The sequence below is a fragment of the Pseudomonas sp. HY7a-MNA-CIBAN-0227 genome, from assembly GCF_040310325.1.
GTDB lineage: Bacteria > Pseudomonadota > Gammaproteobacteria > Pseudomonadales > Pseudomonadaceae > Aquipseudomonas.
In genome coordinates this window covers 278,703-296,746 of sequence record NZ_JBEOPT010000005.1, presented here as the reverse complement: position 1 = coordinate 296,746, position 18,044 = coordinate 278,703, and the positions used below count along the sequence as shown (strand labels likewise).

18 protein-coding genes are annotated in these 18,044 nt (G+C 61.0%); 8 read left to right on the top strand and 10 right to left on the bottom strand.

What is annotated here, in order from left to right; translation table 11 throughout:
* Window positions 1-44: 44 nt before the first annotated feature.
* From AAEZ06_RS11370 to AAEZ06_RS11345, 6 genes are all read left to right on the top strand, one after another.
* On the top strand, window positions 45-563 hold the full coding sequence (locus AAEZ06_RS11370) for an RNA polymerase sigma factor (protein ID WP_149413441.1): 519 nt from the start codon (window positions 45-47) through the stop codon (window positions 561-563).
* Window positions 560-1,540, top strand: coding sequence for a FecR domain-containing protein (locus AAEZ06_RS11365; protein WP_149413440.1), 981 nt, complete (start codon window positions 560-562; stop codon window positions 1,538-1,540). Before AAEZ06_RS11370 ends, AAEZ06_RS11365 begins: the two co-directional genes overlap by 4 nt.
* 213 nt (window positions 1,541-1,753) lie before the next feature.
* Window positions 1,754-4,192, top strand: a complete 2,439-nt coding sequence (locus tag AAEZ06_RS11360) for a TonB-dependent siderophore receptor (RefSeq protein ID WP_350614315.1) — start codon at window positions 1,754-1,756, stop codon at window positions 4,190-4,192.
* A 63-nt stretch (window positions 4,193-4,255) separates the two neighbouring features.
* The gene (locus AAEZ06_RS11355; protein WP_350614313.1) at window positions 4,256-5,359 is read left to right on the top strand and encodes a PepSY-associated TM helix domain-containing protein; all 1,104 of its coding nucleotides are present in this window, start codon (window positions 4,256-4,258) and stop codon (window positions 5,357-5,359) included.
* Window positions 5,356-5,532 carry a hypothetical protein gene (locus AAEZ06_RS11350; protein ID WP_350614311.1) on the top strand — a complete coding sequence of 59 codons (177 nt, stop codon included), beginning with the start codon at window positions 5,356-5,358 and terminating at the stop codon, window positions 5,530-5,532. The genes AAEZ06_RS11355 and AAEZ06_RS11350 overlap by 4 nt, the downstream gene beginning before the upstream one ends.
* Window positions 5,533-5,568: 36 nt before the next feature.
* A complete protein-coding gene (locus tag AAEZ06_RS11345) occupies window positions 5,569-6,198 on the top strand; it encodes a glutathione S-transferase family protein (protein ID WP_350614309.1) in 630 nt (209 codons plus the stop codon).
* Window positions 6,199-6,287: 89 nt separating this feature from the next.
* On the opposite strand, the gene creD is transcribed toward AAEZ06_RS11345, so the two are convergent.
* The 6 genes from creD to AAEZ06_RS11315 form a co-directional block, all read right to left on the bottom strand.
* The gene (gene creD / locus AAEZ06_RS11340; protein ID WP_350614307.1) at window positions 6,288-7,664 is read right to left on the bottom strand and encodes a cell envelope integrity protein CreD; all 1,377 of its coding nucleotides are present in this window, start codon (window positions 7,662-7,664) and stop codon (window positions 6,288-6,290) included.
* Window positions 7,665-7,763: 99 nt separating this feature from the next.
* Entirely contained in the window at window positions 7,764-8,723 is a 960-nt protein-coding gene (locus AAEZ06_RS11335; protein WP_350614305.1) for a C-terminal binding protein, read from the bottom strand.
* A gap of 217 nt (window positions 8,724-8,940) precedes the next feature.
* Window positions 8,941-9,240: an AzlD family protein gene (locus AAEZ06_RS11330; RefSeq protein ID WP_149413435.1), complete on the bottom strand. Its 300-nt coding sequence runs from the start codon at window positions 9,238-9,240 to the stop codon at window positions 8,941-8,943.
* Window positions 9,233-9,943 carry an AzlC family ABC transporter permease gene (locus AAEZ06_RS11325; protein WP_350614302.1) on the bottom strand — a complete coding sequence of 237 codons (711 nt, stop codon included), beginning with the start codon at window positions 9,941-9,943 and terminating at the stop codon, window positions 9,233-9,235. Before AAEZ06_RS11325 ends, AAEZ06_RS11330 begins: the two co-directional genes overlap by 8 nt.
* The gene (locus AAEZ06_RS11320) at window positions 9,940-11,040 is read right to left on the bottom strand and encodes a pyridoxal phosphate-dependent aminotransferase (RefSeq protein WP_350614300.1); all 1,101 of its coding nucleotides are present in this window, start codon (window positions 11,038-11,040) and stop codon (window positions 9,940-9,942) included. Before AAEZ06_RS11320 ends, AAEZ06_RS11325 begins: the two co-directional genes overlap by 4 nt.
* A 5-nt stretch (window positions 11,041-11,045) precedes the next feature.
* On the bottom strand, window positions 11,046-12,236 hold the full coding sequence (locus tag AAEZ06_RS11315) for a KamA family radical SAM protein (protein WP_350614298.1): 1,191 nt from the start codon (window positions 12,234-12,236) through the stop codon (window positions 11,046-11,048).
* Window positions 12,237-12,374: 138 nt separating this feature from the next.
* Between AAEZ06_RS11315 and AAEZ06_RS11310 the strand changes: the two genes are divergently transcribed.
* Window positions 12,375-13,769, top strand: coding sequence for an aminotransferase-like domain-containing protein (locus tag AAEZ06_RS11310; RefSeq protein WP_149413431.1), 1,395 nt, complete (start codon window positions 12,375-12,377; stop codon window positions 13,767-13,769).
* Here AAEZ06_RS11310 and creC read toward each other — a convergent pair.
* The 4 genes from creC to AAEZ06_RS11290 form a co-directional block, all read right to left on the bottom strand.
* Window positions 13,764-15,191, bottom strand: coding sequence for a two-component system sensor histidine kinase CreC (gene creC / locus AAEZ06_RS11305; protein ID WP_350614296.1), 1,428 nt, complete (start codon window positions 15,189-15,191; stop codon window positions 13,764-13,766). The genes AAEZ06_RS11310 and creC overlap by 6 nt on opposite strands.
* Window positions 15,191-15,868, bottom strand: coding sequence for a two-component system response regulator CreB (creB, locus tag AAEZ06_RS11300; RefSeq protein WP_350614295.1), 678 nt, complete (start codon window positions 15,866-15,868; stop codon window positions 15,191-15,193). Before creB ends, creC begins: the two co-directional genes overlap by 1 nt.
* 58 nt (window positions 15,869-15,926) lie before the next feature.
* On the bottom strand, window positions 15,927-16,427 hold the full coding sequence (rloA2, locus tag AAEZ06_RS11295; protein ID WP_133102337.1) for a retropepsin-like aspartic peptidase RloA2: 501 nt from the start codon (window positions 16,425-16,427) through the stop codon (window positions 15,927-15,929).
* Between the two features lie 179 nt (window positions 16,428-16,606).
* Complete coding sequence (locus tag AAEZ06_RS11290) at window positions 16,607-17,176, bottom strand: DUF2780 domain-containing protein (protein WP_149413428.1); 570 nt, start codon at window positions 17,174-17,176, stop codon at window positions 16,607-16,609.
* Between the two features lie 313 nt (window positions 17,177-17,489).
* Here AAEZ06_RS11290 and AAEZ06_RS11285 point away from each other — a divergent pair, with 313 nt between their 5' ends.
* Window positions 17,490-17,948: an anti-sigma factor domain-containing protein gene (locus tag AAEZ06_RS11285; protein ID WP_149413427.1), complete on the top strand. Its 459-nt coding sequence runs from the start codon at window positions 17,490-17,492 to the stop codon at window positions 17,946-17,948.
* Window positions 17,949-18,044 lie beyond the last annotated feature (96 nt).

Below are 18,044 nucleotides of genomic sequence, written 5' to 3'. Positions count from 1 at the left end.
CGCGAATAATTCTCGTTAGTTTAAACTTCTCGATCGGTGTTGCCTTGTCGTCAGCCCAAAGTCCCCACAGTGAGCTTGTTGGCGCGTTATATCGCGACCATCGCGGCTGGCTGTTGGCGTGGCTGCGACGCAATGTGGCCTGCCCCAGCCGTGCCGAAGACCTGAGCCAGGACACCTTCATGCGCCTGCTGAGCCGTGAAGATTTGCGCGAACCCCGCGAACCCCGGGCATTCCTGGTGGCCATCGCCAAAGGCCTGCTGTTCGATTATTTCCGCCGCGCCGCCCTGGAGCAGGCCTACCTCACCGAACTGATGCTGATCCCGGAAAGCGAGCATCCCTCCCCGGAAGAACAGCAACTGATCCTCGAAGACCTCAAGGCCATCGACCGTTTGCTCGGCAAACTCTCCAGCAAGGCCCGCGCCGCCTTCCTCTATAACCGCCTCGATGGCATGGGCCACGCCGAAATCGCCCAGCGCCTGGGGGTCTCCGTGCCGCGCGTGCGGCAATACCTGGCCCAGGGCATCCGCCAGTGCTACATCGCCCTGTATGGCGAGCCGCTGTGAATCAGTTCAGCTCCAAACCAGTATCGGCGCGGGTGCTGGACGCAGCCATCGCCTGGCAACTGTCCCTGGACTCCGGGGACGGCAGTGCCGTGGAGCACGAAGAGTTCAGCAAGTGGCTGGCCAGCAATGAGGAACACGCCCGCGCCTGGCGCCAGCTGGGCATGCTCGATCAGCGTTTCAGCGTGGCATCGGGCCCGGCGCGCTCGGCCTTGTTGCAGTCGCGCGAAAGCATTCGTCGCCAGGTGCGCAAACTCGGCAGCGGCCTGGCCAGTGTGGTGTTGGTGCTGGGCCTTGCGCTGTTCACTGGGCAACGCTACGTGCCGATCAACTATTGGCTGGCCGACCAGCGCACCGCCACCGGCGAGCAGCGCACGCTGAAGCTGGCGGATGGCACCGTGATCAACCTCAACACCCATAGCGCCATTGATGTGCGCTTCGACGAAAAACGCCGGCTGATCGTGTTGCAGGAAGGCGAAATCCTCATCGAAACCGGCCACAACGACGCCCGCCCGTTCATCGTCGAAACCCGCGAGGGCAGCCTGCGGGCCCTGGGCACGCGGTTTATCGTCAAGCGCGAGGACGACGGCACGCGGCTCAGCGTCTTGCAGTCTGCCGTCGCCGCCCAGCCAGAAGCATTGCATCAGGAACAGATTTTCAAGCAAGGCCAGCAAGTGCTGATGCGCAGCGATGGCCTTGGCCCGCTGCTGGCCGTAGCCCCCGGCACCGACGCCTGGACCCGCGGCATGCTGGTGGTGGAAGACGCGCGGCTGGGGGATGTGGTTGAAGAGCTGGGGCGCTATCGCACCGGGCACTTGGGCGTGGACAAGCAAGTGGCAGACCTGCGGATCACCGGCAGCTTCCCGCTGCACGATACGGATCTGGCGTTGAATGCCCTGTTACCAACCTTGCCGGTGCAGATCCAGCAGCGCTCGCCGTGGTGGGTGACGGTAGTGGCCAAAACAGCGAACAACCCGTAGTTGTCGAGCTTTAGCGAGGCTACGTCGGCTACATCACCGCCTTCAGATCAGCTCCCAGCACCGAGTCGCACCCGGCGCAGCCTCGCTAAAGCTCGACAGCTTGCTGCTATGGGGGAAAGCCAGATAGAAATTATTTTCATTCAGCCCTATCACTTTTTGAATCTCGCTCGGCACATAGGCAATTGAGAAATACTTTCATTCAGGAGCCGCCCCATGTCCCGCTCGCTAGACACCTTGTTGCGCCCCAGCCTGTTAGCCGTGGCCATTGCCTTCTGCTCCCCGCTGGCCAGCCCTCTGCTGATGGCTGCCGAACAGGCGTCCAGCGTGCGCTCCTACAACCTGCCGGCCGCACCGTTAGCCAGCACCCTGAACCAGATCGCCAGCCAGGCCGGCCTGGCGCTGACCCTCAACCCGTCGCTGGCTTCGGGCAAGACCTCGACGCCGGTCAAGGGACAGTTCGATGCACAGGGCGCGCTGCGCGAGGCATTGCGTGGGACAGGTTTGCAATTGGAGCAAAGCAGCGCCGGGACATTCAGTCTGGTAGCGATTCCTGAAGGCGTTGTGTCGCTGCCAGAAACCAGCATTACTGGTCAGGCCAACTACGAAAGCGCCTGGGGCCCGGTGGAGGGTTATGTTGCTACTCGCACTGCGGCTGGTACCAAGACTGATACACCAATTGCCGAGCTACCTCGCTCCGTATCGGTGATTACCCGCAAGCAAATGGAAGACCGCTCCGTTCTCAATCTCAACGACGCCCTGCGCTATACCGCTGGCGTGCAAAGTAGCGGCTACGGCGCCGACTCCCGCAGTGACTGGTTGCTGGTACGCGGTTTTATTCCAACCCAATTCCTCGACGGCTTGCCCCTGCCCAAAGGCAACTATGCCACGCCGAAAATCGACACCTGGAACCTGGAGCGCATCGCAGTACTGCGCGGCCCTGCTTCGTCCGTCTACGGTCAAACACCACCAGGTGGCCTGCTGGATATGGTCAGCCGTCGTCCCCAGGCTGAAAGTTCCAATGAAGTCGAGGTGCAAGCAGGCAGCAACGAACACAAGCAGATCAACTTCGACAGCACCGGCAAAATTGATGATGAGGGTCAGTTCCTCTATCGCATTAGCGGCGTGGTACGCGACAGCAATACGGCGGTCGATCACATTCCGGACAAGCGCTACAACATCGCGCCCAGCCTGACCTGGAACATCAATGACGACACCAAACTGACCTTTCTCTCGCAGTACACCCGCGACGATACCGGTATCACCGGGCAGTTCCTGCCGTTGCAAGGCACCAAATTGAGCTCGCCGGCCGGAAAGATTTCCCACCACAAGAACCTCGGCGATCCAGATTGGGAATTCTACGACCGCACTTACTACGCGTTGGGTTATGCCTTTGAAACCCGGCTGAACGACACCTGGCAGTTCCGCCAGAACCTGCGTTACACCAAGAATGATCTGTCGTTTCAGGGCATCACCGCTGGCGGCAGCTTCTGGCCAAATGGCCCTGAGCTGGCAGTAGACGCCGATGGTAACGTGCAACGCTCCGCAGGCAAGGTCGATGAAAACATCAGCCAATTCGCCGTCGACAACAACTTCCAGGCCGATTTCCAGACCGGCGCCCTGAGCCACACTCTGTTGCTAGGTCTGGACCACCAGCGCTCCAACGCCGATGCACGCTGGCTGTGGGGTTCCGGGGGGGTGCCAACCATCAATTTCAATCGGCCGGTGTACGGGCAGGACTTCTCCAAAGTCCAGTATTTCAGCATGTATGACTACACCCAGAAAACTCAGCAGACGGGCTTGTACGTTCAGGACCAGATCGCCCTCGATAACTGGCGTCTGACCCTCGGCGGGCGTGAAGACTGGGTGCACACCGGCACCACCTTTCACAACCAGAATGATGCGACCAACACTCAGCGTGACAAGCATTTCAGCGGCAACGCAGCGCTGAGCTACGTCTTTGACAACGGCATTACGCCGTACCTCTCCTACGCCGAATCGTTCCAGGCCGGCTCCGGCACCCAAGTGCTCAGCACCGGCGCGTTCAAACCCACCGAAGGCAAGCAGTACGAAGCGGGTATCAAGTACCAGCCGCCCGGTACCAAGACCCTGCTGACGGCCGCAGTGTTCGACCTGACCCAGCAGAACAGCTCGGTAACTGAGGGCGGTATCACTCGCCAAGTGGGTGAAACCCGGGTTCGCGGCCTGGAACTGGAAGCCAGCGCAGACATCAGCGAAAGCCTCAAGCTGGTGGGTTCCTACACCTATAACGACAGTGAAATCACCGAGGGCACGGCCGAAGAAAAGGGTAATCGGCTAAACCAGGTGCCACGCAACCAGGCCACCGCTTGGGCCGACTACACCTGGCGCAGCGGTGCACTGGACGGTTTCGGCGTAGGTGCAGGCGTGCGGTATGTCGGCGACACCTACGGCAACAGCGCCAATACCGACTGGGGCCATGTCGGGTCCTACACGGTGTACGACGCCTCGGTGCACTACGATCTTGGCCGAGTGAACAGTTCCATGAAGGGTGTCACCGTGGCGGTGGATGCAAAGAACATCTTCAACAAAGATTACCTATCCACTTGTGATGGTTTCTACTGCTACTACGGTGACCAACGCAACGTGGTCGCCAGCGTGAACTACAAATTCTAAGACGGTAAAAAACCGCTAACGAAGGGCCGCCTCACTAGCGGCCCTTTTGCCTTTGGAGCCGTGATGAAAAGCAAAACCATCCGCCGCTGGTCCTTCATCCACACTTGGGCCAGCCTCGTCTGCACTGTATTCCTGCTGATGCTGGCACTGACCGGCCTGCCGTTGATCTTTCACCACGAGATCGACCACCTGCTAGGCAACGAGCCCGAGTTGCAGCAGATGCCCGCCGACACGCCGCAACTGAACCTGGAACAACTGGTGACGGCGGCGCAGGCCCACCGTCCCGGCGAAGCCATGCAATACCTGGCCTGGGACGAGGATGACAAAAACGGCGTGATCGCCATCATGGCTGCCACCGCCGGTACCGAACCCAACTCGTCCCACACCTTCATGCTCGACGCCCGCACCGGCGAAGCCGTAGAAACGCCGTCAGCCAATGGCGGGCTAACGCTGTTCCTGCTGCGCCTGCACGTCGACATGTTCGCCGGCCTGCCGGGCAAGTTGCTGTTGGCGTTCATGGGCATCCTGTTTGTGCTGGCGATCATCTCCGGCACAGTGTTGTACCTGCCGTTCATGCGCCGGCTGAAGTTCGCCACGGTGCGCCAGGACAAATCAACCCGCCTGCGCTGGCTCGACCTGCACAACCTGATCGGCGTCGTCACCCTGACCTGGGCGCTGGTGGTGGGCGTAACCGGCGTGATCAGCGCCTGCGCCGACCTGATCATCGCTGCCTGGCGCAATGACAGCCTCAACGCGATGATCGAACCCTACAAAAATGCCCCGCCGCTGACCTTGCGCGCACCCGCGACGGACCTGCTGAAGATCGCCGAAAACGCCGCACCCGGTATGACGCCTGACTTTATCGCCTTCCCAGGCACGCGTTTTTCCAGCGAGCACCATTACGCGGTGTTCATGAAAGGCAGCACCCACCTGACATCGCATTTGCTGACGCCGGTCCTGATTGACGCCAGCACGCTGCAAGTGACCGCCATCGCCGAACGCCCGTGGTACATGGACGCCATGGGCATGTCCCAACCGCTGCATTTTGGTGACTACGGCGGCATGCCGATGAAAATCCTCTGGGCGGTGCTGGATGTGCTGACCATCATCGTCCTGGGCAGTGGCGTGTACTTATGGCAGGTACGGCGCAAGGCGGCCAAGCCATGAAGCCCCGGCAGTCGAGTTTCTGGAAGGTGTTCAGCACTCCGCTGGGGATTGGCTTGCTCAGCGCGGCGGGTTTGTTCGCGGCGTTGCTGGGGGATGGCGCTTGGGATTCCTTGAGTTGGATCGGGCTGGGGATACCGGCGGTGATTGGAGCTTGGGCGTTGTTCAAGCGTTGAGATAGGCTAGGCCCTGCCCTATTCCGAGGAATTTCCATGTCCGCCCCAAGCATGACGTTGCTCCACAACCCCGCCTCACCCTTCGTTCGCAAGGTCCGGGTGCTGCTGTACGAGACCGGCCAGCAGGACCGTGTGGCCTTGCAGGCCGTGCTGGTCACACCGGTCAATCCTGCTGCTGAACTGAACCAGGGCAACCCGGTGGGCAAGATCCCAGCCTTGCGCCTGGCCGACGGCAATGTGTTGCACGACAGCCGGGTAATCCTCGATTATTTCGACCACCAGCACGTCGGCAACCCGTTGATCCCCCGCGAAGGCTCGGCCCGCTGGCGGCGTCTGACCCTTGCCTCGATGGCCGACGGGATCATGGATGCCGCCGTGCTGATGCGTTATGAAACCGCCCTGCGCCCGCCGGACAAGCACTGGGACCAGTGGCTGGAAGAGCAGCGCAACAAGATCCGCCGCACCCTAGCAGAACTGGAACGGGACGCCATTGCCGAACTGACCAGCCATTTCGACGTAGCAGCCATCAGCGTGGCCTGTGCCTTGGGGTACCTGGATTTCCGCCACCCGGATATGCAGTGGCGGTTGGATAACCCAAGGCTGGCAGCCTGGTATGCCGAAGTCAGCCAGCGGCCGTCGATGCTGGAGACCCAGCCGCCGGTTTGACCGGTAATGTCGGTGGCGGGGGAAACAACGTAATAAGCCTCGCCACCAACTGCGCGCCCACCCGCTGGTCTTCGCGCAACCCCAATGACCTACTCATGTACCGCCTCCAGATCAAACTCCAGCGGCTCGACCGGTTTGTGTTTGCCCACGCCATACCAGTCCAGTTTGCGCGTCAGCACCATCACCGTGCCCAGCAGGCCGAACAGCAACAGCGAGCCCATCAACAGCGCGTAATCCTCGGCACTCAGCAACCCGTACAACAAGCCATACAACGCCGCCAACCCCGCCGAAAAGCCCAAGCCGTGGGCCAGGCTGCGCAACACATGGCAGACATAAAAACCAATCAACAACACACAGGCACTGGCCGAGATCAGGTACGCCAGGGCAAAACCGATGTGCTCGGAGAGTGACAACAGCAGCAGGTAGAAAAACGCCAGGGCCACGCCCACCAGCGCGTACTGGATCGGGTGCACCGCCAGGCTTTTGAGCACCTCAAAGAGGAAGAAGCCGGCAAAGGTCAGGGCGATAAACAGCAGCGCATATTTGATCGCCCGATCGCTCTTGAGGTACTGGTCCACTGGGTCGATAAAGCTCACGCCAAAGCTGCGGCCGTTGAAGTCTTCACAGCCGCGCTCCGACAGACAACCGCGCAGGGCTTCTTCCAGGTTGGTGGAGAAAAACGAGGTCTGCCAATTGGCGGTGAAGCCTTCGGCGGAGATCTCCCGCTGGGCTGGCAGGAAGTTGCCGATAAAACTCGGATGCGGCCAGTTGGACGCCAGTTTGACCTGGCTGGTCTTGCCCACTGGCACCACTTGCAATTGCTCGGTGCCTTGCAAGCGCAGGTCGAAAGCGAAATCCAGGGGCGCCGGTTTCTTGCTGTCTTGCTGGGGCAACATCACATGCACCCCTTCCCCCAGCCAACCGACCTGGGTGCCCGGTGAAAACTCCAGGCGCTGAGTGCCCAGCTCCAGTTTCAGGGCATTTTCGATACCGCGAATATCGCTGATGCCCACCGCCAGAAATCCCTGGTCAAACTGGTAATCGGCAAAGTTTTCTTTGATGCCCAACTGCTCCGGCAAAACAAAGCGGCCACTGATGCGGTTGTCCGCATGGAACAGCCGCGCCTGATAAATACCCCGTGCCCGCAGTTCGGTTTGCACCTTGGCGTCGAGCTCAAAATGCTCCGGCAGGAAATACAGACGACCGCGCACTTCACGGGTTTCCTCGTAGCGCTTGTTGAGCTTTTCATTGAGCTTCCACTCGCGGACGGTCTTGCGATAAGGCACCACCAGCACCGGGCCACTCAGGCGCTGGCTATAACTGGAGCTGCTGGCAATGTCCATCAACACGCCGTCGCGCAGCTGCTGGCGGTCGTTGATGATGCCGTCGATCATCAGCAACGGAATCAGCAACAGCAGGATCAGCAGCGCGATGGCGCCCAGTTTGAATAGCAGGCTGCGGTTCATGGGTCTCTCCCTGTTTGAATGGGGAGAGTTTGTGGCGGGTATGTAGAGGCTTTGTGGAGGTGATGTGGAGAGTCTGTGGAGACTCTCCAGCGGGGTCTGTCAGTTGACCACGTTACGGTGGCTACCCTTCTCCAGAATGCTCAACAGCACCTGCGCGGCCTTGGCCCGCAACTCCGCAAGTGCCGCCTCGGAGTAGAACGCAACGTGGGGTGACAGCAGCACATCATCACGGCCGAGGAACTGCTCCGGGATGCCCTGGCGCTCATCCTCGTAAACATCCAGCCCGACGCCGGCCAGCAGGCCGTCGACCACCGCGTCGCGCAAGGCCTGGCCGTCGATGATCGGCCCGCGTGCGGTATTGATCAGATATTTGCCACTGAGGGCCGCCAACTCACGAGGGCCGATCAGGTGATGGGTTTGCTCGTTGAGCGGTGCATGGATGCTTATCAGGTCGACCTTGTGCAACAGCTCGGCGAGGGTTTCACACCGCTGTATACCCAGGGACTTCTCCACGCCGCTGCACACATGGGGATCGAAAAAACTCACCTGACAGCCGAACGCCTTGAAGCGCAACGCCGCCGCCATGCCGATCCGCCCGCACCCGATGATCCCCACCTGCAACTGGCTCAGGCGCGGCAAGGCGCCCACTTCACGCCAGTCCCAACTGCCACGGGACACCACCGTATGACCGCGCGGCAACCGACGCAGCAGCGACAGAGCCATGGCCACCGCATGATCGGCGACCTCTTCGGTGCCGTAGTCCGGCACGTTAGCCACTTCAATATTGCGCTGGCGCGCAGCCGCCAAGTCGATATTGTCAAAACCCACCGCCGCACGCACGATGCCCCGGCATTGCTCCAGCCGGTTGATAAACGGCGCTTGCAAAGGCACCAGATGCCAACTGATCAACCCGTCGCACTGCAACGCCGCTTGCGGCAGGTCATCGGCGCTGGCGGTCTGGAACAGCGAGACGGTAGCCCGCCCGCCAAACACCTCTTGTTCGATGTCGGCCTTGGTCACGTAGCGGTTGTGAAGCGAGTCGATGATTCCAATTTTCATGGTCTGTCCTTAGATGACACATTCTTTGAAAGTGCTGATACCTGTGGCAAGCCCGCTTATTGTGGCGAGCGGGCTTGCCCGCGTTGGGCTGCGCAGCGGCCCCAGTAAGAACAAGAACGAAGTAGCAGGTTTTAGGGCCGCTTCGCGCCCCAACGCGGGCAAGCCCGCTCGCCACAATAAGTCCAGAGTTCGTCTGTCTTCAGACGTTGTACTGTCCTTAGATAAGCCAACGAATCGCTGCGCAGGAAAACGTGCCCGCAGCGACGCCGAGCAAGGTGTTTTTGAATTTCCAGACCACCGCCACGGTGATTGCCGCTGCCAGCCAGATCGACACATCGCCGGTGGCCAGTTTCGGGCTGATCAGCGCCGCCAGCAGCGCGGCCGGAAGGTTCTTCAGGAAGCGTTCGGTAAAGCCGTTCAGGCTCGTGCGCTCGGCGGTCACCAGCAAGCCGCCGATACGGGTCAGGTAGGTGACCAGGGCCATGCCGATGATCGCGGCCAGTTCCAGTTCACTCATGGCCGGCCTCCAGTTGCCCGGACTGCGGGAGCGCGGCCACCAGGGCACTGGCGATAATCGCCGCAATCACCACCGACGCCTGGCCGATACCCGGCAATTGCGCGGCGTAGAAAGCAATCACGCCGGAGAGTAGCCAAGTGAAGAAGTCCAGCGAGCGACGCCACAGCAACACCATCAACGACAGGAACATCGCGACAAAGGTGAAGTCCAGGCCAAAGTCCGTCGGCCGTGGGATATGGCTGCCCAATTGCGTGCCCAACAGCGTGCCGCCGACCCAGCCGAAATAGATCAGCAAGCCCGCCTGCACGAAGTAACGCAGGGACGGCGCCGACTGCTTGAATCGATGCTCGGCCAGCGCCCAGGTTTCGTCGATCAGCAACAGGGCGAACGCCGGGATCAACTTGCGTTTGGGCTCGTTGCGAAAGGCCGGTCGCAGCGACAGGCTCATCAGCAAGTGTCGCAGGTTGACCAGTAACGTCGTCATCACAATCGCCACCACCGACAACTGCCCGGACTGCCACTGCTCCACCGCAACAAACTGCGAAGCCCCAGCGAACACCATCAGGCTCATGAAGGTGGCGGCCAGGGGCGACAGCCCGGCCTTGCTGGCCAACACCCCGAACACCAGGCCGAAGACGAAGCCGCTGATGACGATCGGCAAGGCATCCTGCAAGGCGTCGCGAAATTGCAGTAGAGGCTTCATTCCATGGCCCTCTCGAACAATTCCAGCACCCGCTCTTCCAGGGCGGCCTCGCACACTGTGACCCGGATCAAATTGGCGAACGCCGGGTGTGGCGGCCGGTGCACGGCGATCCGATGATCCAGCAAGTGCTCCTGCAAATGCTGCGCAGCAGCATTGGACGGCAACAACAGGCTGACGAAATTGGTTCCGGACGGCAGCACCCGATAACCCGCACGGCGCAAACGCTGGCTGAAGGCATCACGCAACAGGGCGTTATTGACCCGAATGGACTCGGCGTGTGGCCGGTCCGCCAACACGACTAGGGCGGCATGTTGCACCAGGCCGCCGACAGCGTAGTGAATGCGCACCTTGTTCAGCATGTCGATGATGGCCGTATCGGCCAGGGCAAATCCCAGGCGCAACCCGGCCAAGGCGTAAGCCTTGGACAGCGAGCGCACGCGGATGCAGCCTTCCACCGTCCGCTCGCTGTTCATCTGCAGGTCGGGGCAAAAATCCAGGTAGGCCTCGTCCAGCAACAAGGTGCATTCCTCGGGCAATGACGCCGCCAGCTCCTCGATGGCCTCGGACGACCACCAACTGCCGGTGGGGTTGTCCGGGTTGGCCAGGTAAACCACCTTGGCCCTGGAGCGCACCGCTTCGAGCAACAAGCCGGGAATGTTCACTGCCAGGCTGGTGGCGGTGCGGTGGTACGGGGTTTTGATCACCTCGCACCCGGCGGCCCTGGCGAAATAAGCGAAGGTCGGATACGTACCGGCGCTGCACACCACGCGATCCCCCGGCACGCACAAGGCCCGCAGGCACAGGGCGAGGACGGCATCGGCGCCGCTGTCCAGGCACAATTGCGCCGGATTAAAACCGTGGGCCGTCGCCAGCGCCTGGCGCAGGGCAAAGGCTTGCGGATCGCCGTACAGCCGCGCGTGCTCACAGAAGTCATCGCCATATTGCTCGCGCAGGGCAGTCAGCGGTGCATCAAGGCATTCGTTGCCGCCCAGGCGCAGGTCGACCTGTATGCCGGTGCGCTGCTGGAAGGCGACCATGCCGGGAAACGGGTTGGGGTTATCCAGGTCCACCAGGTGGCTGGCAAAACGATTGAACATAGTGGTCATTCCGGGAATGTGCAGGATTGGCCCTGCCAATTGGTGTACTGCAGGTACTCACCATCACTGCGCCGCTCAAGGGTCGGCTGGCCGATGATCAAGTCCAGGGGCACCGTGTATTTGCCGGTCTTGTGGGGCAGCACGTATTCCGGCACGGCGATGTTGGACAGCCGGCGTTTCATGCGGCTGACCAGGGCGACGGCGGCGCTGATATCGGTGCGAAAAGCCTGAGAGCCTGGGGAGAACGGCATGAAGTGGTACAGGTAATGGGGCTGGATGCCGTGGCGATAGAGCTTGAGGCACAACTCCGCCATGGTCTCGTAATCGTCATTGATGCCACTGAGCAGCGGGATGTTGGCAAACAGGATCGGGCATACCGAGCGCAGGCGCTTGACCGCCACCAGGAAATCCTCGGTCACTTCACGGGGATGGACGATGTGCAGGCCGATGGCGGTGACGTCGTGGCGACCGAGGATCTCCACCAGTTGCGGGGTGATGCGGTACGGATTGAAGGTCAGCGCGCGGGTGTGCAGGCGAATGATCAGGTTCGGGCGAATGGCCCGCAGGTCACTGAGGTAGCCATCCAGGTGCTTGTCGGAATGCATCAACGGCTCGCCGCCGCTGAGGATCACTTCGTCGAGTTGCGGGTTCTGGCGGATGTAGTCGAGGGTGTCGAGCCAGTCCTGCTTGCGCATCGAGCTTTTGACGGTTTGTTTTTCCAGGGTGCGCAGCGCTTCGTAGCAAAACTGGCAGTAGGCGTGGCAGACGTTGGCCAGGCGCAGGATGACGCGGTTGTCGTATTTGTGCTGGCAGATCGGTGTGACCATTTCATCGGGCAACTCCCAGTTTTCCGACTCGCCGTCATAGCCCAGCGCCTGGGTGATGGGGCTGCTGTTCCAGTCCGGAATCAGTTGGCGCCAGAACGGATCATTGGCCAGGGGCCGCATGTGCTCATCGACTTTGATCAGCCCCAGGGTGTAGGGCGTTACGGTGAGCTTGCGGTTTTCCAGGTGTTCGCCGATGCGTTGCAGCCAGCCATCCTGCTCCAGGCCAGGGAAGTAACTAAGCAACTCGTCGAGCTTGGTCACCGCATTGCGTTGCTGCCATTTCCAGTCGCCCCAATTGTCCAGGTTGGTCACGGCCAACTGGTGGGTGTGCTGGGGTGCCGATACCGACGGTGACAGGGCCTCAGTCATCTCTATTCCTCCTGAATTAAGCTGAACGTTGCCGCCCAGACTTACGCCAGAAATCCCGATAACCCAAAAACAGTACTGGCCCCACTGTGATAACTGTTAGAAAATTCGCCCTAACACTTCGCGGTACAGGTTACAGGGATGGAACTCATACTAGACCGCTCACCCAATGTTGCCGTTATCGAGCAACTGGTGGGCGCCATCAAGGACGCAATCGGACGCGGCGAGATCAAGCCCGGGCAACGCTTGCCGTCGATTCGCAAACTCTGCGCCACACACGACCTGAGCTACCACACGGTGGTCAGCGCCTACGAGCGCCTGGAAATCAACGGTTTTATCAGCGCCAGCCAGGGCCGTGGTTTTTTCGTCGAGGCCCAGGCCAGCAAGCCACTGGCTGCGATCCGGCTGGAGCCTCTGGAAGCCGCTGACCAGGATAACCTGAACGCCTTCTGGCGGATTTTCCACGGTGATGCCTACAGCATGAAGCTGGGTTGCGGCTGGCTACCACCAACCTGGCGCGACACCCAGGCCCTGGCGCGGATCGTGCGGCGCACTGCCAACTTCGCCCACAGCTCGCTGATCGAATACGGCGACCCGCTCGGCCACCTGCCGCTGCGCCAGAACCTGGCCCAGCACCTGCACAACAAGTTGGCGCTGACGGTCAATCCTGATCAGGTGCTCACCACTCTCGGCGCCACCCAGGCCCTGGATTTGGTGATCCGCAAGCTTATTGAACCGGGCGACTGTGTGCTGGTGGACGACCCGTGCAACAGCAACCTGGTGCAGTTGCTGGCCCTGCGTGGTGCAACCGTGGTCGGTATCCCACGCCTGCCAAACGGCCCGGATATCGAGACGCTGGAAAAGGTTCTGGCCAGTCGCCCGGTCAAGGCGTTCTTCATCAACTCACAATTTCACAACCCCACCGGTTCGTCATTGAGCCCACAGAACGCCTTCCAGATTTTGCAGCTGTCCTATCAGTACGACCTGCTGTTGGTGGAAGACGATGTCTACGGCGACCTGGCCGGTGAACACGGTACGCGCCTGGCGACCCTCGACGGTTTGCGCAAGGTGATTTATATCAGCAGCTTTTCCAAAACCCTGTCCGCCAGTTTGCGGGTGGGCTATCTGGTGGCGCCGACTCACCTGATCGCCGCGCTGGCGGATTTGAAACTGCTGACCAGCGTTGCCGTGCCGAGCTTCTGCGAGCGTTTTCTCAGCGCGATCCTGTCGGATGGGATTTATGAGCGGCACCTGAACCTGGTGCAGCGCAAGTTGCAGACCCACCAGGCGATTGCCCAGGCCAGTTTCCAGCGCTGGGGTTGGGAGATTTTTCATCTGCCTGATGGCGGCTTGTTCCTCTGGGTACGTCACCCCAGGCTGAACCAAATTGACGAGTTTCTGGAGCGCGCCTACAAACACGGCATCCTGCTGGCCCCCGGTCAATTGTTCAGCGCCGATGGCCACAAGAGCAACTGGCTACGGATCAACGTGGCGCACCTGGACCCGACCAAGGCTCAGTGGCTGTTCCAGCTATAAGTCAGCCGGCAGCCACAGCACCACTAACACTCCGCCGGCGACATTGCCGATCTGCAAGCGCCCGCCGTGCAACTGCATCACTTCTTCGACGAAGTTCAGCCCCAGGCCGGTGCTTTTGCGCCCGCTGGCGGGCCGTGGCAGCGAGTAGAAGCGCTCACTCAAGCGCGGCAAGGCGTAGTCGGGGATCGCTTCAGCCTGGTTGAACAGGCTCAGCTCAATCTGCTTGTCCTGGCGCTGAGCGGTGAAGCGCAAGGTGCCGCCGGGCGGGGTGAAATCCAGGGCGTTTTCCAGCAGGTTGCCCAAGGCCTGGCGTAGCAGGAAGGGTTCACCGAACAGTCTGAGGTGCGCCGCAATGCCCTGCTCCACCTGCAAGCCGGCACTTTCGATCCGCGCACATTGTGCCTTGAGCACTTCGTCCACCAACACCGCCAGCGGCAAGGCGCTTTGTTCTTCCAAGCCCTGGCGTTGCTCGACCTGGGCCAGGTTCAGCAAGCGTTCGATCAACTGCTGCAAGCGCGCACTTTCGCTGTCGATATTGCCGACAAACCGCTGCTGCTGGGCCTGGGACATTTCCCCCTGCAACAGCTCCGCCGCGCCGCGAATCGCCGCCAGCGGGCTTTTCAATTCATGGGTCAGGGTATGCACGTAGTGCTCGACGTAGGCCTTGCCTTCCAGTTGGGTGCGCATGTGTTCCACGGCGGTGGACAGTTGTTCCAGCTCACCACCCCGATAATGCGGCAACTCGGCGCGGCGCCCTTCGCTGACCGCCTGGGCGTAGGCCGTCAACCCCCGCAGCGCCGCACTCAGCCACCAGGACAATAACGCCCCGAGCAACAAACCCAGCGCCACCAGCCCGGCGCCGTACCACAGCAAACGGCGCTCGGTGCGGTCGACATAGGGTTGCAGCGAGCTGTTGGGCTTGGCCACGGTGACCACACCGATGATCTGCCCGTTATCGCGGATCGGCGCGCCCACGTGCATCACCGACGAAGCCGGGTCTTCGGCATCGCTGCGGGTCGAACGGGCACCGTACTCGCCACGCAGGGTCAGGTAGACGTCGTTCCATTTCGAGTAGTCCTGGCCCACCGCTTCGCCACTGGAATCGAGCAACACGACGCCCTTGGCGTCGGTGACGTAGATGCGATGATTGACCTGGTTTTTCGCCAGGCCCCAGATGGTCGCACCGGGCTGACGGTCGCCGTAAGCCTTGAGCACCGTCGGCCAATGACTCTGCCCGAGGGTGCCCTGCTTGACGTCGTCTCGCAGGATTTCCGCCAGCAGGTTGGCGGTGTCCACCAAGGTTTCTTCAGTGGACTGGCGCACGCCTGGGCGAATTTCCTTCATCACGGTGCTAAGCACAAAGTAGCCGGTCAGGCCGATAAACAACGCATAAACCAGAAAAATCCGTAGTCCCAGGCGCATCAGCTGTGGCTCGGGCTGTAGCTGTAGCCCAGGCCGCGATGGGTCTGGATCGGCTCAGCCTCGGCGGCAACACTACGCAATTTGCTGCGCAGGCTTTTGATATGGCTGTCGATATTGCGCTCATAACCGGCGTCCGCCGGCACGCCCACGGCATCCAGCAATTGCTCGCGGCTGAACACCCGCTCGGGTTGCTCCAGCAGGCAGTTGAGCAAGCGAAATTCATGGCGGGTAAGGTTCAGGAGCTGGCCACCGTAGCTGATTTGCACCCGTTCCTGATCCACCTGGAACCGACTGCCGTTCGCCGATGCCGCGACAGGCGCCACGCGCTTGAGGATCGCCTTCACCCGCGCCGCGACTTCCCGTGGGCTGAAGGGTTTGACCACGTAGTCGTCAGCACCGATCTCCAGGCCCACCACACGGTCGATCTCGCCGTCGCGGGCACTGAGGAACATCACCGGCACTTCGCTGAAGCGGCGCAATTGTTTGCAGGTTTCAAAGCCGGTGATATCCGGCAGGCCGATGTCCAGGATGATCAAATCGGCCGGGGTCTGGCGCTGATGGTCCAGCGCCGCCTGGCCGAGGGTCAGCCATGTAGTGGTGAAACCTTCGCCTTGCAGGGCAAAAATCAGCGTGTCGGCTATCGCCGCTTCGTCTTCGACAATCAGGATATGAGGCATGGCGTCCGAGCACTGGGGAGCAAAGGTGAACCGTGCCGGATGCCTCATCCGGCGTCAATCAGCAGTCGGGTTTGTCGGCGGTATAACGTCGGGCCGGGTTCACGGCGGCACCGAACTCACGCAGGGCCTTGGCGCCGATCAGCAGCGGGTAGTTGAAGCTGCTGCGGTCGGTCAGGTTGACCTCGACGGTGCGTTTGACGTTGCCCAGGCACATTTCCAGATCGACCACCGGGCGTTTGGCAACGCTGGCGTCATCCTTGTCTTCATCCTCGTCGGCACGGCTCTTGATCTTGCTGATGCGCGCGACCTTGTGCTCGTAGACCTTGTTGCTGGCGTCCTTGCCGCTGAGGCGAAAGCGCACCCAATCCTCACCGTCGCGGGTAAAGGTCTCGATGTCCCGGGCCGACAGCGAGGCGGTCAGCGCGCCGGTGTCCATCTTGGCCTTGAAGGTTTCACCGATTTCCGGAAGTTTGATGTACTCGTAGCGTCCGTAGAGGGTGGGCTCGGCGGCCATAACCGGCAGGGCTACGAGGGCTAACAGGGCAAGGATGGATTTCACGTAGGAGGTTTCCTTGGATAGAGTAGGCAGTGGGGTTTAGACAGTAGCCGGGGAATTGGTTCGCTTTACGCAGCATACCCTGCCACTACCCTTGCGTTTCGCCAGACCGTCCAGAACTGGGTCAACCAGCTCTGGATGGAAAAGGATGCGCGTATCCAAGCATTACGCCGCGACAGTCGTTAGCTGCCGGCGCCCCAGATACCGCTCAGGTTTTGCAACAGCGAACCGCCGATGCCCTGGTCACCCAGGTACTTGAGGATCACCGGGGCGAACTGGCCAACCATGCCACTGTCCATACCCAGGGCGCTGAACGCGGTGTTCAGGTCATTGGTGTCTTTCACATTACCCAACACACCTTCCAGGCCTGAGGTCTTGCTGCCGCCGCTCTGGCCGAGCATGCCGCTCAGAGCGCCCAGGCTGCCCAGTGCGTTATTGCCCGAGAGCTTGTCCAGGCCCGGCACACTCTTGCCCAGTTGCGAGTAGTCAGTACCGCTCAGCTGATTCTTGGCCAGACCCAACATGGCGCCGGTACCACCGACAGCCTGCTCCGGGGTCACGTTCAATTGCGAGGTCAGGGCGCCCAGCAAACCGGCGGTTTGTGACGTCGGCGCTGCGGCAGCAGCCTTATCGCCACCCTGCATGCCGGAAATGGCGTTGGCCGCGTCGTTAAGGTTAAAGCCTGCTGCAAACACCGGGCTGGCAGCCAGGGTCAACAGGCAAGACAGGGCAACACCGTGTGAAATCTTCATCGAGACAACCTCTGGATTAGGAGCTGCACCCCCACATACGGGTGAGCCGAAAGCAGGCGTTTGACTGGGCACCCTCAGAATTGTTCCGCGCCGGGCAGTACCTGCAGATTTGTTCAGAATCGAGGCTTTTCGGGAGAATTACGTCAGACAAGGCCAAACGACATCATTGGAGCTAGTATTCATTGGAGCAAAGGCTGGAACCCCTCAGTCATATCAGGGTCAATCCAGTACTGAAAAAGTTCGTAACACCCAAAAGCAAAGAGCCATCATTGGCCGTCGCCCGTAGCACTCAACCACTGTCAGGAACAGCCTAATGACTCAGTCCTCCTCCACCGTGATTGACCACAACCCCTCTTTCTGGACTCGCTCACGTCTATTCGTCGGCGTCTGCGTCGTGGTGATTGCCGGCGTCGGTGGCGCGCTCTACACCCAGGACAGCGTCAAGTCCGCCGCCACCCTGGTCAGCACCACCCAGCAACCGGCCGCGCAAATCATGGCCCACAAGGACTACCTGGAAGTCCACCCGATTGCCTCGACGGCACCGGAACCGGACCGCAGCCTGGAGCTGTGGGCACTTCCCGCTGGCGGCACACCCGTCTCCCTTGGGCTGTTGCCGGAAGATGGCAAGGGCATCATTGGCCTCAACCCGCGCCAGCAGGAAACCATCAGCGGGCCGGTGGAGTTGATGGTGAGTTCGGAAACCAAGGGTGGGTCGGTGAGCAAGCAGCCTACCGGGCCTACGGTGTATCAGGGGGCGTTGGCCATTCGCTGAGCCCCTTTCCACTGGTTGTTCACCGAGTGGGAACGCTCATACAGTTACGTTGATGCAAAAAGGGCGACCCGCGGGTCGCCCTTTTCTTTGCCTTGC

Excerpts from the sequence above, each read along its gene's own strand:
- AAEZ06_RS11360 (WP_350614315.1), top strand. The coding sequence starts at position 1,754 with ATGTCCCGCTCGCTAGACACCTTGTTGCGCCCCAGCCTGTTAGCCGTG.
- AAEZ06_RS11355 (WP_350614313.1), top strand. The coding sequence starts at position 4,256 with ATGAAAAGCAAAACCATCCGCCGCTGGTCCTTCATCCACACTTGGGCC.
- AAEZ06_RS11350 (WP_350614311.1), top strand. The coding sequence starts at position 5,356 with ATGAAGCCCCGGCAGTCGAGTTTCTGGAAGGTGTTCAGCACTCCGCTG.
- AAEZ06_RS11345 (WP_350614309.1), top strand. The coding sequence starts at position 5,569 with ATGTCCGCCCCAAGCATGACGTTGCTCCACAACCCCGCCTCACCCTTC.
- creD (WP_350614307.1), bottom strand. The coding sequence starts at position 7,664 with ATGAACCGCAGCCTGCTATTCAAACTGGGCGCCATCGCGCTGCTGATC.
- AAEZ06_RS11335 (WP_350614305.1), bottom strand. The coding sequence starts at position 8,723 with ATGAAAATTGGAATCATCGACTCGCTTCACAACCGCTACGTGACCAAG.
- AAEZ06_RS11330 (WP_149413435.1), bottom strand. The coding sequence starts at position 9,240 with ATGAGTGAACTGGAACTGGCCGCGATCATCGGCATGGCCCTGGTCACC.
- AAEZ06_RS11325 (WP_350614302.1), bottom strand. The coding sequence starts at position 9,943 with ATGAAGCCTCTACTGCAATTTCGCGACGCCTTGCAGGATGCCTTGCCG.
- AAEZ06_RS11320 (WP_350614300.1), bottom strand. The coding sequence starts at position 11,040 with ATGTTCAATCGTTTTGCCAGCCACCTGGTGGACCTGGATAACCCCAAC.
- AAEZ06_RS11315 (WP_350614298.1), bottom strand. The coding sequence starts at position 12,236 with ATGACTGAGGCCCTGTCACCGTCGGTATCGGCACCCCAGCACACCCAC.
- AAEZ06_RS11310 (WP_149413431.1), top strand. The coding sequence starts at position 12,375 with ATGGAACTCATACTAGACCGCTCACCCAATGTTGCCGTTATCGAGCAA.
- creC (WP_350614296.1), bottom strand. The coding sequence starts at position 15,191 with ATGCGCCTGGGACTACGGATTTTTCTGGTTTATGCGTTGTTTATCGGC.
- creB (WP_350614295.1), bottom strand. The coding sequence starts at position 15,868 with ATGCCTCATATCCTGATTGTCGAAGACGAAGCGGCGATAGCCGACACG.
- AAEZ06_RS11290 (WP_149413428.1), bottom strand. The coding sequence starts at position 17,176 with ATGAAGATTTCACACGGTGTTGCCCTGTCTTGCCTGTTGACCCTGGCT.
- AAEZ06_RS11285 (WP_149413427.1), top strand. The coding sequence starts at position 17,490 with ATGACTCAGTCCTCCTCCACCGTGATTGACCACAACCCCTCTTTCTGG.